The sequence below is a fragment of the Streptomyces sp. EDA2-14 genome, assembly GCF_054963755.1.
Genome location: NZ_JBUEGE010000011.1, coordinates 189,018 through 204,666, shown reverse-complemented (window position 1 = coordinate 204,666; position 15,649 = coordinate 189,018). Strand labels below are relative to the sequence as shown.

13 protein-coding genes are annotated in these 15,649 nt (G+C 73.4%); 6 read left to right on the top strand and 7 right to left on the bottom strand.

Annotation, left to right across the window (positions count from 1 at the left end):
* Window positions 1-26: 26 nt before the first annotated feature.
* The 3 genes from ACY34M_RS25440 to ACY34M_RS25430 all read left to right on the top strand — a co-directional run bounded on the left by ACY34M_RS25440 (window position 27) and on the right by ACY34M_RS25430 (window position 2,898).
* Complete coding sequence (locus ACY34M_RS25440) at window positions 27-1,232, top strand: CaiB/BaiF CoA transferase family protein (RefSeq protein ID WP_462720613.1); 1,206 nt, start codon at window positions 27-29, stop codon at window positions 1,230-1,232.
* Between the two features lie 57 nt (window positions 1,233-1,289).
* Window positions 1,290-1,961: a GntR family transcriptional regulator gene (locus ACY34M_RS25435; RefSeq protein ID WP_462720612.1), complete on the top strand. Its 672-nt coding sequence runs from the start codon at window positions 1,290-1,292 to the stop codon at window positions 1,959-1,961.
* Between the two features lie 190 nt (window positions 1,962-2,151).
* Window positions 2,152-2,898 (top strand): SAM-dependent methyltransferase, encoded by a 747-nt coding sequence (locus ACY34M_RS25430; protein ID WP_462720611.1) that lies wholly within the window; start codon window positions 2,152-2,154, stop codon window positions 2,896-2,898.
* An 85-nt stretch (window positions 2,899-2,983) separates the two neighbouring features.
* Here ACY34M_RS25430 and ACY34M_RS25425 read toward each other — a convergent pair whose 3' ends face one another.
* From ACY34M_RS25425 to ACY34M_RS25400, 6 genes are all read right to left on the bottom strand, one after another.
* Window positions 2,984-4,264 carry a YeeE/YedE family protein gene (locus tag ACY34M_RS25425; protein ID WP_462720610.1) on the bottom strand — a complete coding sequence of 427 codons (1,281 nt, stop codon included), beginning with the start codon at window positions 4,262-4,264 and terminating at the stop codon, window positions 2,984-2,986.
* A gap of 302 nt (window positions 4,265-4,566) precedes the next feature.
* Window positions 4,567-5,655, bottom strand: coding sequence for an ABC transporter ATP-binding protein (locus ACY34M_RS25420; protein ID WP_462720609.1), 1,089 nt, complete (start codon window positions 5,653-5,655; stop codon window positions 4,567-4,569).
* Window positions 5,652-6,479 (bottom strand): molybdate ABC transporter permease subunit, encoded by an 828-nt coding sequence (gene modB, locus ACY34M_RS25415; protein ID WP_462720608.1) that lies wholly within the window; start codon window positions 6,477-6,479, stop codon window positions 5,652-5,654. Before modB ends, ACY34M_RS25420 begins: the two co-directional genes overlap by 4 nt.
* A complete protein-coding gene (gene modA / locus ACY34M_RS25410; RefSeq protein ID WP_462720669.1) occupies window positions 6,476-7,276 on the bottom strand; it encodes a molybdate ABC transporter substrate-binding protein in 801 nt (266 codons plus the stop codon). The genes modB and modA overlap by 4 nt, the downstream gene beginning before the upstream one ends.
* A gap of 204 nt (window positions 7,277-7,480) precedes the next feature.
* Complete coding sequence (locus ACY34M_RS25405; RefSeq protein ID WP_462720607.1) at window positions 7,481-7,876, bottom strand: TOBE domain-containing protein; 396 nt, start codon at window positions 7,874-7,876, stop codon at window positions 7,481-7,483.
* 113 nt (window positions 7,877-7,989) lie between these two features.
* Window positions 7,990-8,601, bottom strand: a complete 612-nt coding sequence (locus ACY34M_RS25400) for a TOPRIM nucleotidyl transferase/hydrolase domain-containing protein (RefSeq protein WP_462720668.1) — start codon at window positions 8,599-8,601, stop codon at window positions 7,990-7,992.
* Between the two features lie 238 nt (window positions 8,602-8,839).
* Here ACY34M_RS25400 and ACY34M_RS25395 point away from each other — a divergent pair, with 238 nt between their 5' ends.
* Complete coding sequence (locus tag ACY34M_RS25395) at window positions 8,840-11,542, top strand: ATP-binding protein (RefSeq protein ID WP_462720606.1); 2,703 nt, start codon at window positions 8,840-8,842, stop codon at window positions 11,540-11,542.
* A gap of 101 nt (window positions 11,543-11,643) precedes the next feature.
* Window positions 11,644-11,853 (top strand): DUF6332 family protein, encoded by a 210-nt coding sequence (locus tag ACY34M_RS25390; protein ID WP_462720605.1) that lies wholly within the window; start codon window positions 11,644-11,646, stop codon window positions 11,851-11,853.
* Window positions 11,854-11,857: 4 nt separating this feature from the next.
* Here the strand turns inward: ACY34M_RS25390 and ACY34M_RS25385 are convergent, their stop codons facing one another.
* Window positions 11,858-12,538, bottom strand: coding sequence for a GntR family transcriptional regulator (locus ACY34M_RS25385; RefSeq protein WP_462720604.1), 681 nt, complete (start codon window positions 12,536-12,538; stop codon window positions 11,858-11,860).
* Window positions 12,539-12,678: 140 nt separating this feature from the next.
* Here ACY34M_RS25385 and ACY34M_RS25380 point away from each other — a divergent pair, with 140 nt between their 5' ends.
* The gene (locus ACY34M_RS25380) at window positions 12,679-15,636 is read left to right on the top strand and encodes an AMP-binding protein (RefSeq protein ID WP_462720603.1); all 2,958 of its coding nucleotides are present in this window, start codon (window positions 12,679-12,681) and stop codon (window positions 15,634-15,636) included.
* The last annotated feature ends 13 nt before the right edge of the window (window positions 15,637-15,649 follow it).

Below are 15,649 nucleotides of genomic sequence, written 5' to 3'. Positions count from 1 at the left end.
TGCCAAGGTTCCACAAGGAGCGCCGTATGCCGGCCACAAGGCCCGTCACCCAGGGAGCCCTTTCCGGGCTGGTCGTCGCCGACTTCGGCCGGGTCCTCGCGGCCCCGTACCTGACGATGCTGCTCGCCGACCTCGGGGCGGAGGTCATCAAGATCGAACGCCCCGGCACCGGCGACGAGACCCGCGCCTGGGGCCCGCCCTTCGCCGACGGCGAGGCCACCTACTTCCTCGGGGTCAACCGCAACAAGCGCTCCGTGGCCCTCGACCTGACCGAGGAGTCCGGGCGCGAGGCCGCCCGCGCCATCGCCGCGCGTGCCGACGTCCTCGTCGAGAACTTCCGGCCCGGCACGATGGAGAAACTCGGCCTGGGATACGAGGAGTTGAGCGCGCTCAACCCCGCCCTCGTGTACTGCTCCGTCACCGGGTTCGGCACCGCGGAGGGCGCCGCCCTGCCCGGATACGACCTCCTGGTGCAGGCCATGGGCGGACTGATGAGCGTCACCGGGGAGCCCGGAGGGCAGGGCACCAAGGCCGGTGTCGCGCTCGTCGACGTGATCACGGGCATGCACGCGGGGCTCGGCGTCATGGCGGCGCTGCGGCACCGCGAGCGCACCGGCGAGGGCCAGAAGGTCGAGGTCTCCCTGCTCACCTCGCTGCTCTCGGCGCTCACCAACCAGGCGTCCGCACACGTCGCCGGGGGAGTGGTGCCCCGCGCGATGGGCAACAAGCACCCGAGCATCGCCCCGTACGAGGTCCTCGACGCCAAGGACCGGCCGCTGGCGCTCGCCGTCGGCAACGACCGCCAGTTCGGCGCGCTCTGTGCCGAACTGGGGGTGCCCGGCCTCGCCGCCGACCCGCGCTTCGCGAGCAACACCGCGCGCGTGGCGCACCGGGAGGAGCTCCTGGCCGAACTCACCGAGCGGCTGCGCGAGCGCGGGGCCGACGAGTGGTTCGAGACACTGACCGCCGTCGGCGTGCCCTGCGGCCCCATCAACGACCTCGGGGAGGCGTTCGCCCTCGCCGAGCGGCTCGGCCTCGACACCCGCGTCCACATCGACGACCCGCACCGCGAGGCCCCTGCCGCGCAGGTCGCCAACCCCATCCGGCTCAGCGCCGCCCCCGCCGCGTACCGCACGGCGCCGCCGCGGCTCGGGGAGCACACCGAGCAGATCCTCGCCGAGCTGGGACTTTCCGCCGCCGACGAGGCGGGCGGTGCCGGTGGGGCTCCGTAGGATGGGCCCCGTTCACCACGTGCTGCCGACGCCCGGCAGGGAGGAAGAGGAGCCGCCATGACCACCCCCGCACCGAGGCGGCGGCCCCCCACGGCGCAGCAGTTCGTCCTCGAAGAGCTGCGCCGGGCCATCACCAGCGGGGAGCTCAAGCCGGGCATGCCGATCCGGCAGGACGCCCTCGCCGAGCAGCTCGGGGTGAGCCGCGTGCCGCTGCGCGAGGCGCTGAAGACCCTGGAGGGCCAGTCCTTGGTCGTCCACCACGCGCACCGCGGCTACTTCGTCGCCGAGCTGTCCCTCGCCGAGCTGCGCGAGGTGTACCGGATCCGGGAGATCCTGGAGGCCGAGGCCGTACGCGAGGCGATGCGCGCGGGCGGCGCCGTCCTCGACGCCCTGGAGGAGGCGCAGGCGGACGTGGAGGCGCAGGCCGCCGCCGCGGACGTCGCGGCGATGGCGGCCGCCAACCGCCGGTTCCACTTCGTCCTCTTCGAGGCGTCCGGCATGCACCGCCTGGTGCGCCTCATCGCGACGCTGTGGGACGCCACCGACGCCTACCGCTCCCTCTACTACGCGGACGGGAAGAGCCGCGAGCACGTCGTCGGCGAACACCGGGCGGTGCTCGCCGCGCTCCGCGACGGCCGTACCGACGACGCGGTGAGCCTCCTCGACGGGCACCGGGAGCACGCGGTGCTCGCGCTTGAGGGGCTGCTCGGCGAGGCGACGGGCGAATAAACCGGTGGACTCGCGGAGCCCGACCACCTAGGTTGGCCGGGCTCGCGATCCGTCTTCCGTGTTCGCGAGCCGTACGTTCCAGACGATCCGAACGAGGTGTGCTTGATGACGGTCCGTGCCACGGCGGTCGACTCCGGTCGGCCGTCCCCCGCAAAGGACATGACCTCATCGAACGTAAGGAACACCCCTCGTGGATCTGCCACGCATCTTCACCATCCGCGAAAGTAGCCACCGCATCCACAACCCGTTCACCGCGGGCAAGCTCGCCGCCCTGGGGCGGGCGCTGCACCTGGCGCCCGGTACCCGTGTGCTCGACCTCGCCAGCGGTTCGGGCGAGATGCTGTGCACCTGGGCCCGTGACCACCACATCACCGGGACCGGGGTGGACATCAGCACCGTGTTCACCGGGGAGGCCCGCGCCCGCGCCGCCGAACTCGGCGTCGCCGACCGGGTCGCCTTCGTGCACGACGACGCGGCCGGGTACGTCTCGGACGAGCCGGTCGATGTCGCCGCGTGCGTCGGCGCGACCTGGATCGGGAACGGCCTGGCCGGCAGCGTCGACCTCCTCGCCCGGAGCCTGCGGCCCGGCGGCCTGATGCTGATCGGCGAGCCGTACTGGCGCCGCGAGGTGCCGGACGAGGAGACCGCCAAGGCCTGCCACGCCACGAGCAAGGACGACTTCCTGCTCCTGCCGGAACTGGTCGAGCGGTTCGGGGAGCTCGGGTACGACGTCGTCGAGATGATGCTCGCCGACCAGGACAGCTGGGACCGGTACCAGGCGGCGCAGTGGCTCAACCTCCGCCGCTGGCTCGACGCACACCCCGACGACGAGCTGGCCGCCGAGGTGCGCGACGAGCTCACCACCGAGCCCGCCCGCTACACGCGCTTCCAGCGCGAACATCTCGGCTGGGGAGTCTTCGCGCTGATGGCGCGCTGACCTCCCGACCAACGACGAGGGCCCGGACGGCGTACCGTCCGGGCCCTCGCCCTGTCCGCAGTCCTACGTCCTACGTCCTACGGGATCAGCAGACGCTGTCCGTCGGCTTCGGATTGCCGAGCCCGAACAGCGGGCGAAGCCGCAGCCCAGCCCACGTGCCGATGATGGCGACGGCGCCCCAGATCCAGCCGTGCAGCGAACCGGAGACGATGCCCGCGAGGTACGCGCCGATGTTGCAGCCGCCCGCGAGGCGGGCGCCGATCCCCATCAGGATGCCGCCGACGACCGAGGCGACCGCCGTACGGGCCGGGATGCCGCGGTGCAGCTTCCACACGCCGCCCGCCGCGGCCGCGACCGCCGCGCCGACCATGATGCCGATGTCGGTGAGGCTGTTCTTGTCGGCGAGCACCGGGCCCGACAACTGCGCGGCGTTGTTCGGCTGCTGCCAGAACGCCCAGGTCTCGGGGGAGCCGCCGAGCGCGCCCACCACCTTCGAGCCCCACAGCGAGAACGCGCTCGTCACGCCCCACGCGCCACCGGACACGAGCAGCACGCCCGCGCCGAGCACCGCGAGCACCACGGCGCCCGCCGCCAGCGGCCACGAGCCGCGGACCGTGCGGAGCAGCGCGCCCTTCGCCGACGGCGGGGTGCCGACCGGCGGCGGATTGCGGCGGGCCTGCACGGCGCGCGCGACGAACCAGATCGCGGCGAGCGCGACGATCGTGATCGCCCAGGAGCCGAACCAGCCGACGTGGTCGGAGAGCAGGTACGGGTCGAACGCGGGCAGGTCGCTCCAGAGCCCGAACTGCCAGGCGGCGAGGGTGGAACCGACGATGAACCCGAACAGGGTCAGCACGATCGAGGTCTGCCCCGAGCCGACCGCGAACAGGGTCCCGGAGGCGCAGGCGCCACCGAGCTGCATCCCGATGGCGAACAGGAACGACCCGATGATGAGCCCGAAGCCGATCGGCCCCGCGCTGGGCGCGGGCACCGAACCGAACAGACCGCTGCCGGTGCCGATGATCAGCGCGAAGAGCGTCGCGGTGCTGCCGAGCAGCAGGGTGTGCGCCCGCAGCCCAGTGCCGTTGCCGACGGCGACGAGCTGCCGCCAGGCGGAGGTGAACCCGAACCGCGAGTGGAACAGGGCGAAGCCGAGCCCGAGGCCGAGCAGCAGCAGGACACCCGGTTTGGCGCCGTGCGCCGCGAACACGTAGGCGGCGAGCACGGCGCCGACGACCCCGGCGCCGACGAGCGGCCCCCACCGGATGGGCGGTGCGGTCTCGGCCACCGGGGCGGGCGACGAGGTGGGGGAAGGAGTGAGCAGGGCGGCGCGCGGCGGCGCCCCGGCGGGGGGAGCGGTGGTCACGGCAGATCTCCGGCAGGTGGAGTGGGAACGCTCGGACAGGGAGTGGGGCCGCGCCCTCGGGCGCGGAAGAACGTCAGCGACGACAGAGCGCGTCGTCGACACTCCACGTCGTGGCCGCGAAAAGCGCGAGAGCCAGGTGACGAGCGGGTCCGAACATGTGCGCCACTTTAGGCTCCGCCGGGGGGCCGGTGGAGTGTGTCTCACATTTTGGTCGGTCGGTCTCGTGTGGTGGCCCGTGGCTCGGGTTGCGGGGCCCTGCCCCGGACCCCGTGGGCTCTCGTCCGAAAGGCGGGCTGGAGTGGCTACGCCGGATACGCATGGGTCTGCGTCGCCTTGACCGTGGCCCAGACCTCCGCCCCGGGGTGCAGCCCCAGCTCCGCCGCCGCCACCGTCGTGAGATCCGCGGCGAGCGGAAGCCCGCCGGACAGAGCCGCCCGGATCTGGTCCCCGTGCGTCTCCATCCCGGTCACCTCGCAGCGCCACAGGTTCCGCGCGCTCGACCCGCTGGGCCGCTCCCGGTGCAGCGTCACCGCGCTCGGCGGGAACGCCACGAACACCGGACCGTTCAGGTCCTCCGTCGTCGTGATCGCGGGGCCGTCGTCGTCCACGTGGACCGTGTGCCCCTCGGCGCGCCCCCGGTACAGGTTGAGGCCGACGAGCTGGGCGATGTAGTCCGTGCGCGGGTGACGGGCCACGTCCGACGGCGCGCCCTCCTGGACGACGTGGCCGTGCTCGATGACGACGAGCCGGTCGGCGAGCACCATCGCGTCCAGCGGGTCGTGCGTGACGAGTACCGCCACCGCCTCGAACTCGGCGAGGTGGCGGCGGAGTTGCGCCCGCACGTCGAGGCGGGTGCGGGCGTCGAGCGCGGCGAGCGGCTCGTCGAGAAGGAGCAGCCGCGGCCGCGTGGCGAGCGCGCGGGCGAGCGCGACGCGCTGGGCCTGGCCGCCGGAGAGCCGGCGCGGCTTCGCGCCCGCGTGCTCCGCGAGCCCCATCCGCTCCAGCCACCCCTGCGCCTGCGTACGCGCCTCGGCCTTGGCGACGCCCTGGCAGCGCGGCCCGAACGCCACATTGTCGAGGGCGGTCAGGTGCGGAAAGAGGAGGTAGTCCTGGAACACCACGCCCACCGGGCGCGACTCGGGCGGCGTGCCGTCGAGGGCGGCGCCGTCCAGCCGGAGGTGTCCGCCGTCGAGCGGTGTCAGGCCCGCGAGGGCGCGCAGCGCGGTGGTCTTCCCTGCCCCGTTCGGCCCGAGCAGGGCGACGACGTCGCCGGGGTGCGCGGCGAGCGCGACGTCGAGCCGGAAGCTGCCGCGGTCGACGACGAGCCGCGCGTCGAGGCCCGCGGCCTCCGCCACGTCCTCGTATGGCACCGTCTTCTCAAGGTCGGTCATGAGGCGGTCATCCAGCGGTCGCGCAGGCCTGCCAGGACCGTGATGGACACGGCGAGCAGCACCAGGCTGAGGGAGATCGCCGCGGCCGGGTCGCTCTGCATGGCGAGGTAGACGGCGAGCGGCATGGTCTGGGTGCGGCCGGGGAAGTTGCCGGCGAAGGTGATCGTCGCGCCGAACTCGCCGAGCGCCCGCGCCCACGCGAGGACCGCGCCCGCCGCGATACCGGGCGCGATCAGCGGCAGCGTGACCCGCCGGAAGGCCGTGAACCGGGAGGCGCCGAGCGTCGTCGCGGCCTCCTCGAAGCGCGGGTCGGCGGCCCGCAACGTGCCCTCGACACTGATCACGAGGAAGGGCATCGCGACGAACGCCTCGGCGATCACGACCCCCGTCGTGGTGAACGGCAGCGTGATCCCGAACCACGAGTCGAGGTACTGCCCGACGACACCGTTCCTGCCGAGCGCCGTGAGCAGCGCGACACCGCCCACCACGGGCGGCAGCACCAGCGGCAGCGTCACCAGGGCCCGTACGAGACCCCGCCCCGGGAACCGCGTGCGCGCCAGCAGCCACGCGAGCGGCACCCCGAGCACGAGACTCACCAGCGTCGCCAACGTGGCGCACACCAGCGACAGGCGCAGCGCCTGCCACACCTCGGGGCTGGTCAGCTGCTCGGGCAACTGCGCCCACGGAGCCCGTACCAGCAGCGCGACCAGCGGCACCACGAGGAACGCCAGGCCCACGAGCGCGGGCACGAGGAGCGGCAGCGGCGGGATGCGCCCGCGGCGGCGCCGCGGACCGCCCTCCACGGTGTCGTCGACCAGGGTCACGGCTTCAGGAACCCGGCCTCGGTCAGCGCCTTCTGCCCGTCGGCGGACTTGACCAGCTCGATGAACGCCTTGGCGCCCGCGGCGTTGGGCGCCTTCTTCAGCGGGGCGATCGGGTAGTCGTTGATGGCGTCCTTGGACTCGGGGAACTCCACGCCTTCCACCTTGTCACCGGCCGCGTGCACATCCGTCTTGTAGACGACCGCCGCGTCGGCCTCCTTCAGCTCCACCTTCGTCAGGGCGCTCTTGACGTCCTGCTCGTACGAGACGGGGGTGAGCTTCAGCTTGCTCGCGCCGAGGGCGGTCTGCGCGGCGGCGCCGCACGGCACCTCCTTCGCGCACAGCACGACCTTCTGACCGGGCTTGGTGAGGTCCTTCAGGGACGACACCTTGTGCGGGTTGCCGGGGAGGGTGGCGATCTCCAGCTGGTTGCGGACGAAGGTGCTGGGCTTGCCGTCGGCGTCGCCGGCGTCGGTCACCGTCTTCATCGTCTTCGGGCTGGCCGCCGCGAACACATCGGCGGGGGCGCCGCCGGTGATGCCCGCGGCGAGGCTGTCACTGCCGCCGAAGTTGAAGGTGACCTTGGTGCCGGGGTGCTCCTTCTCGAACTGGGCGCCCAGCTTCTCGAAGCTCTCCTTGAGGGAGGCGGCGGCGAACACGTTCACCGTGCCGGACAGCTTCTTGCCGCCGGACGACGAGCTGGAGGAGTCCGCGTCGGACGAGCCGGACCCGGAGTCGGACGAGCCGCAGGCGCTCAGCGCAAGGAGCGCCGCCGCCCCGACGCCGGTCGCCTGCAGCATGCGGCGGGTCGAGGTCCTGCGCGGGGTCGTGGTCCTGCGCGCGGAACGGGTTGTCACGGTTCAGCTCCCCTACGTGTCCTGGAACGCTTACGGCGACCATACTGCCGCATCTGCCAGGGCTAAGTCCCCTGTGGGTTCGCATGATCCCGATGGATGGACAGTGCGGGTGCGCATGTGCGTTCCTACGTGTGCGCGGGGAGTCGCTCACGCCCGGTCGATGTGCACATTCGTCGACTTCACGCGTGCGGTGGCCTCCATGCCGACCTCGAGCCCCAGCTCCTCCACCGCCTCCCGCGTCAGCAGCGACACCAGCCGGTGCGGACCGGCCTGGATCTCCACCTGGGCGGCGACGTCACCGAGCTTCACCGCCGTGACGATGCCGGGAAAGGCGTTGCGGACCGAGGTGTACGAGGGGTGGTCGTCGGCGTCGTCGCCCGCGGCCAACTCCACGGAGAACGCGGCGAGATCCGTGCCCTGGACCACCCGGTGCCCACTCGCGTCGCGGTGCGTGACGATCCGCCCGGCGTCCGCCCACCGCCGCGCGGTGTCGGGGCTGACGCCGAGCAGCCGTGCGGCCTGGCCGATTGTGTAGGACTGCATGCGGTCAAGATAACGTCCGCACACCACCCGGTGATCGCTCGGCGCAGCCGCCCGGGCGGCGGCACGACACGGGCCGTCAGCATGCGCCGCCGTACGGCGGTGGCGCGCTCCGGCTACAGGTGGGCGAAGAGTCCGTCGAGCGGCGCGGGCACGGTCCCCGCGTCGCAGGCCGCCTCCGTCAGGAGCCGGCCGTAGCGGATCTTGCGGCCCGCCTTGGTGCCCATGAAGCGGCGCAGACGGCGGTGCTGGGTCCAGTCCCGCTGGACGGGCTGGCGGGCGAAGGTCTGCCAGGCGTGCCACTCGCCCGCGTCCCGGACGAGCTGCTCGACGCGGTCCACACCGAGCGCGCGAATGAACTCGTCCTCCAGGTCCGCGACACACACGAAGACGCCCTCGGGCTCCTCGCCGACCCCTGCGAGCGCGCGGTCGTAGAACCGCCGCTCGCGCTCGTCGCACAGCCCGGTCAGCCGCAGACCGAGCCCCGGCGCCCCGAGCAGCCGGGCATAGCGCCCCACGTTCATGGCTCCGCCCATGCACACGACGCTCACGCCCCGGCGCGCGAAGTCCGTACCGCGCCGCTCCGCGAGCGCCTCGACGGCTGCGACGTCGCTGAGCCCTTCGAGCAGCACCGCGCCGCGCACCCGCAGCCGCCCGGCCAACTCCCGCGCCGGCTCGCCGGAACCACCGGCGGCCCACTCGGTGACCGCGTCGTGGAACGCCTTCATGCCCGCCGTGTCCGTCGTCTCCGTCACGCGCCCCATCCTGCGACGGAACGGGTCCGGAGCCCAACCGAGTAACGGAGCCAGGGGAAACTCCGCCGAACGCCTCCCGCGCCGCACGGCTGCGGTACTAGCCTCTAACCCTTCGCAAAACGCCCATGCGTGCCGTGGGCACATTCCGCGGGTCGTTTCTCCGGGCACGTACCGCGGCCTCCCCGTCCGGCGACGCACCCCAGGGACCGGCATGGACGCCACATCGTCAGGACCCCGCCTCCTTGAGCGCGACCTCGAAATCGCCGCGGCCTTACGGGCGTTGGACGCGCTGTGCGGGACGCGCCGCACCGGAGGTGTCGTCGTCTACCGCGGCGAGGCGGGCGTCGGCAAGACCGTGCTGCTCGCCCGCATCGCGGACGCCGCCCGCAGCCGCTGCACCGTGCACGCCGCGCGGTCCGGCGAGGCCACCACCCATCAACCGTTCCACCTGGTGCGGCACCTGCTCGGCCCCGAGCTCGCCGCACTCGGCCCGGCCACGTCGCGGGCCGCACTCGGCCCGGCCCTCGACGTCGCGGGCCCCGCCCTCGGGCTGACCCCGCCCGGCGCCCGCCCCACCGACCCGCAGGGCGTCCGCGACGCACTCGACGCCCTTCTCGCCGAACTGGCCCGCGAACGGCTCGCCGCGCGGGGCGGCCCGAAGCCCCTCGTCCTGCTCGCCGACGACGCCCACTGGGCCGACGGCGAGAGCCTCACCTGGCTCGCCTCCCTCGCGCCCCGCCTCGCCGACCTGTCGGTCCTGCTCGTCGTCGCGCACCGCCCCGAGGAGCTCGCCGACACCTCGCGCGAGGCCGCCGACGACCTCGCCGCGCTCGCCCGCGCCGCCCGGCTGCACGTCACCCTCCAGTCCCTCACCCCGGAGGCCACCGGCGACCTGGTGCGGTGCGTGCTCGGCGACCTCGCCGACGACGTGTTCTGCCGCGAGGTGTGGGCGGTCACCACCGGCAACCCGTACGAGGCCGTGGAGCTGCTCGCCAAGTGCAGCGCCCGCGGCGTCGCCCCGACGCGGGACTCCGCCCCGCTGCTGCGCGCGCTCGGCACCACGGCGCGCGGCGGCGGCATCGTGGCCCGGCTCCACGAACTCGACCCGGACTGCCACCGGTTGGCGTGGGCCGCCGCCGTCCTCGGCACCGACATCACGTTCGCCGCGGCGGTCGGCCTCGCGGGCCTGCCGCCGGAGCGGGCCGCCAGGTGCGTGCAGAAGCTGCGCGAGGCCCGCATCCTGGCACCGGCCGGGAACCGGCACGATCGGCGCGGGCGTGCCTCGGGTGGTGGCGTCCTCGACCCCTCCGCACCCCTCGACTTCCAGCACCCCCTCGTCGCCACCGCCGTCCACCGCAGCATCCCGCCCGCCACCCGTACCGCCCTGCACGGCCAGGCCGCCTGGACGCTCACCCGGCGCGGCCACGGCCCCGCCGCGATCTCCCGGCACCTCCTGGAGACCCACCCCGACAACGACATCGAGACGGTCCGGCTGCTGCGCGCGGCCGCCGCCGAACACCTCGCCGTCGGCGCCCCGCAGGCCGCCCGCCGCTGCCTGGAGCGGGCCCTGCGCGAACCCCCGTCCGCCGTCGACCGCGCCAAGGTGCTGTACGAACTCGGCTGCGCCTGCCTGCTCTCCTCGCCCGCCACCACCGTCCAGCACCTGCGCGCCGCGCTCCGACTGCCCGGTCTCACCGAGCAGTTGCGCATCGACGCCACCCTGCGCCTGGCCCAGGCGCTCGCCCACGGCAACCGGATGCGGGACGCCGCGCGCTGCGTCGCCGACAGCGCCGCCCGCACCCCGCCCGGCACCCAGCAAGTACGGCTGCTCGCGGCCCGGTTCATGTACGAGTCCTTCCTCGCCGAGGAGGACGGCGGGCCCGCGCGCTCCGAACAACTCGCGTCGCTCGCCGACGCGTTGCCCGGCGCCGACAACGCCGAACGCTCCCTGCTGACCCTGCGTGCCTTCGACGCGATGCTGCGCGGCGAGAGCGCCGAGCGCATCGCCGACCTGTGCGACCGCGCCCTCGTGGACGGCCGCCTCGCGCCGGGCCTCGGCTGGACCGACACCGAGTGGGGCTTCGAGATACCCGCCCTGCTCGGCATCAGCCTCGCCTACGTCGACCGGCTGCACGACGCGGAAGTCCTCTTCACCGACGCGCTGCGCACCTTCGAACTCGGCGGCTGGAGCGGCGCCCACCTGGCGTTCGCACACATCCTGTGCGGAGCGGTCGAGCGCAGGCGCGGCAGTCTGGTGGAGGCCGAGGCGTATCTGCGCGAAGGGCTGCGGCTGGCCGAACGCGTCGGCGAACGGGCCACCGTCCGGTGGGACGCGCTCTGCCTGCTGATCGACACGCTGCTCGCCCGCGGCCACGTCGACCGTGCCCACCAGCTCGCCGAGGACCACGGCTTCTGCGCCCCCTACCCGGACGCGCTGATCCTCCCCGACGCCCGCTCGGTGCGCGGCCGCCTGCTGCGCGCGCTCGGCCGTACCAAGGAGGCCAGGGCCGAGCTGGAGGGCACGGCGGCGTCGATGACCCGGCGCGGGCGCCACAACGTGCAGTGGGCGCCCTGGCCGTACGACCTCGCGGACCTGATCGCCGACGAGGACCCGGCCCGCGCCGCCGTCCTGATCGCCGACGCGCGCCACCGGGCCGCCGTCCTCGGCACCCGCAGCGCCGTGGGGGAGTCCCTGCGCCGCGCCGCGGCGTCGGCCCCGCCGGAGCGGGCGGGCGCCCTGCTCCGGGAGGCGGTACGGGAACTCGCCGGCTCCCCGGCGGCGTACGAGGAAGCGGCCGCCCGACTCGACCTGGCCGAAACAACAGCCGACCCCGGCCAGGCCCGCCGCGCCCTCACCCTGGCGGAAACCTGCGGCGCGGACGGCCTGGCGGAGCGGGCCCGCGCGCTGCTGTGAGCTGGGGATTGCCCACCCCGAGGCCCACCCTGAGGCCCACCCCGAGGTCCGCCTCGACGGAAGCCGCCCGTCCGGGCCGCCCCGACTGCCAATATCCGGACATGACAACGAGACGCCGGAGCCAGGCCGAGCGGGACGAGACCACGGTCGAGACCGGCTACGCCCTGTTCACCGCGGGCATTCTCGGTGCCGTCGTGTTCGCGGTCCTTCTGTCCGCGCTGCCTGTCCCCGTCGCGGGCGTCATCGCCGGAGCAGTCGGGCTGATCCGCGTCGCCGATGTCCTGTGGCGTCATGAGGAGCGCGACCGCTGACGGCTCAGCCCGTGCCCTGCCCCGCCGGCTCCGTCAGGTGGCGCCACGTCCGCACCAACTGGCTGAACTCCTTGACCTGTACCAGGACGTGCTCGCGCGCCGCGTCCTCCGCCGTGTCGGCCGCGCCCGCGGCGATGGCGTCGGCGATCGCGCGGTGCTCGGCGAGGGAGCGGCGCATCCGGTCCGGCACCCGCAATTGCAGCCGCCGGTACGGTTGGAGGGCCCGCTTCAGGGCGTGCGCCTGCTGGCGCAGGTACTCGTTGCCGCACGAGTCGTAGACGATCGAGTGGAAGCGGGCGTTGGCGTAGTAGTAGGGGTCGGCGTCGCCCGCGCGCGCATGCTGCTCGCACTCGCGCAGCGCGTCCTCCAGCTCCGCGAGCGCCTCCCGCTCGATGCGGCGCGCCGAGAGCCGCGCCGCCATCCCCTCCAGCTCCGCCATCACCTCGAACCGCTCGGCCAGCTCGGACACGCTCAGCTCGGTCACGTACGTGCCCTGCTTGGGGCGGATCTGGACGAGCCCCGAGCGCTCCAGCGCCTGAAGCGCCTCCCGCACCGGCGTGCGCGAGCAGCCGAACTCGCGCTCCAGCTCCGCCGGGTCGAGCCGCTCGCCCGGCCGGTACCGGCCGTCCACCACCGCGTTCTCCAGGGCGTCACGCACGCGCCTGGCCTCCGGGATCCGGGCCATCTCCACCTCCGAAAGCTCAGATTATCCGCCCCCTCCAGGGGGTGGCGCCGGTCGATTCCCTGATCTACGGTGCCACTGTTATATACATCATGGCTCACGATGCATATTCAGCGTCGGGGCCGGACGTGGGAGGGGCGCAGATGGAACCGCGCGACGACCGTGCCGAACCGCACGACCACCACGACGGCTGGCTGCTGACCGACCTGTACCGGGCCCTCGGAAAGCTCGCCGAGCGCGCCGGGGGCGACGCCGACCGCCCCGCCGCCGACACCCCGCTCGACCAGCTGCTCGTCGCCTGCGAAGTCCTGATGAGCGACGTCGGAGAGGCTTCCATGCGGGCCGTCGCGGCCCGCGCCCTCGCCGCCTACGACGCCCTCGACGACGCCGGCAGGCTCGCCTTCTTCGCCCACATCACCAAGACGTACGACGCCGACGCCGAGCAGGTCCGCGCCGCGTACCGCCGCTGGGAGGAGGCCCGCGCCGCCGGCTCCCAGGGCGAGGCGGAGCTCGTCGGCCTCTTCGACGTCGTCGAACCGGCCCGCCAGCAGCTCCTGCGTCGCATGAACCACGCGCCCGACGCCACCCTCGCCCTCGTCCACATGCGCGCCGACCTGCGCCGCCTGCTGCCCGCCCACCCCGAACTGCGGCCGCTCGACCACGACTTCCACCACCTGCTGACGTCCTGGTTCAACCGCGGCTTCCTGCGCATGCAGGAGGTCACCGCGGACTCGCCGCCCGAGCTGCACCGCCACCTGCTGCGCGGCGAACGGGTGCACCCGATGGCCTCCGCGGCCGAACTGCGCCGCCGCATCGAGCCCGAGGACCGCCGCGTCTACGCCTTCTTCCACCCCGCCACCGGCGACGTACCCCTGATCTTCGTAGAGGTCGCCCTCGTTCAAGGCCTTCCCGACAGCATCGCCCCGCTGCTCGACCCCGGCCCCGCGCTCAGCCCCGCGCGCGCGGACACGGCGGCGCTCTACTCCATCAACAACGCGCTCGACGGCCTCGCCGGAGTCTCCTTCGGCAGCTTCCTCATCAAGCAGGTCATCGAGCAGGTCGGTGAACAGCTCCCGCACCTGACCCGGTTCGCGACGCTCTCGCCCATCCCCGGCTTCCGTGCCTGGCTGGAGAAGCGGGCGGCCAGCGGCGAGGAACCCGAATTGCACGCACTGGCAGAGGAGTTGAACGGCCTGGCCGAGCTCCCCACCGCCGCAGACGTCGAGCGGATCCGCCCCCGGCTGCTCCCCGCCCTCGCCCGCTACATCACCGTCGAACGACGCCCCGACGGTCGCCCCCTCGACCCCGTCGCCCGTTTCCACCTCGGCAACGGGGCCGCCGCCTGGCAGCTCGACTGGCCCGCCAACGGCTCGGCCGAGGCCTGGCGCCAGTCCTACGGCGCGATGATCAACTACGCCTACGAACCGGACGAACTGGAGCGCCGCCACGAGGACTTCGTGCGCCGCGGCTCCGTCGCGGTCGGCGGACCCCTCGCGGTCGGCGGCCCGCTCGCGGGCGGCACCACCCCCAAGAAAGGAAGCATCCCGATGACCACCCCGACGAGCGCGCGCGAGAGCACCCCGGCGGCGCCCTTCCGCACCATCCACCGATCCTTCGTCGAGCAGACGGAACTCCGGCCGGACAAGGCGCTCTTCGAGCTGCCCGACGGGCGGTCCGTGACCTACCGCGAGACCGGAGACCTCGTGCGGCGCATCGCCGCACGCCTCGTCGCCGACGGCGTGAAGCCCGGCGACCGCGTCGCCATGCAGGTCGACAAGTCGGTCGAGGCCATCGCCCTCTACCTGGCCACGCTGCAGATTGGCGGCGTGTTCCTGCCACTCAACACCGCGTACACCGGCGCCGAGATCGACTACTTCATCGGCGACGCCGAGCCGCGCGTCCTGGTCTGCCCGCCGCAGCGCCACGCCGACCACGCCCACCGCGAGGGCGCGGACCTCGTCGTCGAGACCCTCGGCACCGCGGGCGACGGCAGCCTCCTGGAGGGCGACGCCCACCACGACGACGTCCACGAGGCCGCGGCGGGCGACCCGGCGGCCATCCTCTACACCTCCGGCACCACCGGCCGCTCCAAGGGCGCGATCCTCACGCACGAGAACCTCGCGTCCAACTGTGAAGCTCTCCTGGACAGTTGGCAGTTCACGTCCGAGGACCGGCTGATCCACGCCCTGCCGATCTTCCACGTCCACGGCCTGTTCGTCGCCGCCAACATGGTGCTCGTCTCGGGCGCCTCCATGTTCTACCTGCCGAAGTTCGACGCCGACGCGATCGCGGAGCTGCTGCCGCGCGCCACCGTGCTCATGGGCGTGCCCACCTTCTACACGCGCCTGCTCAAGCACGAGAAGGTCACCCCGGAGAGCTGCGCCGCCATGCGCCTGTTCGTCTCCGGCTCCGCGCCGCTGCTCGCCAGCGACCACGAGGCGTTCGAGGCCCGCACGGGCCACGCCATCCTGGAGCGCTACGGCATGACCGAGACCGGCATGAACACCACCAACCCGTACGAGGGCGGGCCCCGCAAGCCCGGCACCGTCGGCAAGGCGCTGCCCGGCACCGAGATCCGCGTGGTGGACGCCGAGACCGGCAAGCCGCTGCCCGACGGCGAGGTCGGCAGCGTCGAGGTCCGCGGCCCGAACGTCTTCGCCGGCTACTGGCAGATGCCCGAGAAGACCGCCGCCGAGTTCCGCGAGGACGGCTTCTTCATCACCGGCGACCTCGGCCTCATCGACACGGACGGCTACCTCTGCATCTCCGGCCGCGGCAAGGATCTGATCATCTCCGGCGGCTACAACGTCTACCCCAAGGAGATCGAGACGCTCCTCGACGCCCACCCCACGGTCCTGGAGTCCGCCGTGATCGGCGTCCCGCACCCGGACTTCGGCGAGACGGTCGTCGCCGTCGTCGTCCCCGCGCCGGGCGAGCGGCCGCAGGAGCGGGAGCTCATCGACTCCATCGCGGGCGACCTGGCCCGCTTCAAGCACCCGCGCGCCGTACGCGTCGTGGAGGCGCTGCCCCGCAACGTCATGGGCAAGGTCCAGAAGGCCGAACTCCGCAAGACGTACGTGGACCTGTTCGCCTCCGCCTGACCCGACCTCCCCT

What these genes read in the sequence shown, in the direction of transcription:
- ACY34M_RS25440 (WP_462720613.1), top strand. Translation starts at nt 27, where the DNA reads ATGCCGGCCACAAGGCCCGTCACCCAGGGAGCCCTTTCCGGGCTGGTC.
- ACY34M_RS25435 (WP_462720612.1), top strand. Translation starts at nt 1,290, where the DNA reads ATGACCACCCCCGCACCGAGGCGGCGGCCCCCCACGGCGCAGCAGTTC.
- ACY34M_RS25420 (WP_462720609.1), bottom strand. Translation starts at nt 5,655, where the DNA reads ATGACCGACCTTGAGAAGACGGTGCCATACGAGGACGTGGCGGAGGCC.
- modA (WP_462720669.1), bottom strand. Translation starts at nt 7,276, where the DNA reads ATGCTGCAGGCGACCGGCGTCGGGGCGGCGGCGCTCCTTGCGCTGAGC.
- ACY34M_RS25405 (WP_462720607.1), bottom strand. Translation starts at nt 7,876, where the DNA reads ATGCAGTCCTACACAATCGGCCAGGCCGCACGGCTGCTCGGCGTCAGC.
- ACY34M_RS25400 (WP_462720668.1), bottom strand. Translation starts at nt 8,601, where the DNA reads ATGAAGGCGTTCCACGACGCGGTCACCGAGTGGGCCGCCGGTGGTTCC.
- ACY34M_RS25395 (WP_462720606.1), top strand. Translation starts at nt 8,840, where the DNA reads ATGGACGCCACATCGTCAGGACCCCGCCTCCTTGAGCGCGACCTCGAA.
- ACY34M_RS25390 (WP_462720605.1), top strand. Translation starts at nt 11,644, where the DNA reads ATGACAACGAGACGCCGGAGCCAGGCCGAGCGGGACGAGACCACGGTC.
- ACY34M_RS25385 (WP_462720604.1), bottom strand. Translation starts at nt 12,538, where the DNA reads ATGGCCCGGATCCCGGAGGCCAGGCGCGTGCGTGACGCCCTGGAGAAC.
- ACY34M_RS25380 (WP_462720603.1), top strand. Translation starts at nt 12,679, where the DNA reads ATGGAACCGCGCGACGACCGTGCCGAACCGCACGACCACCACGACGGC.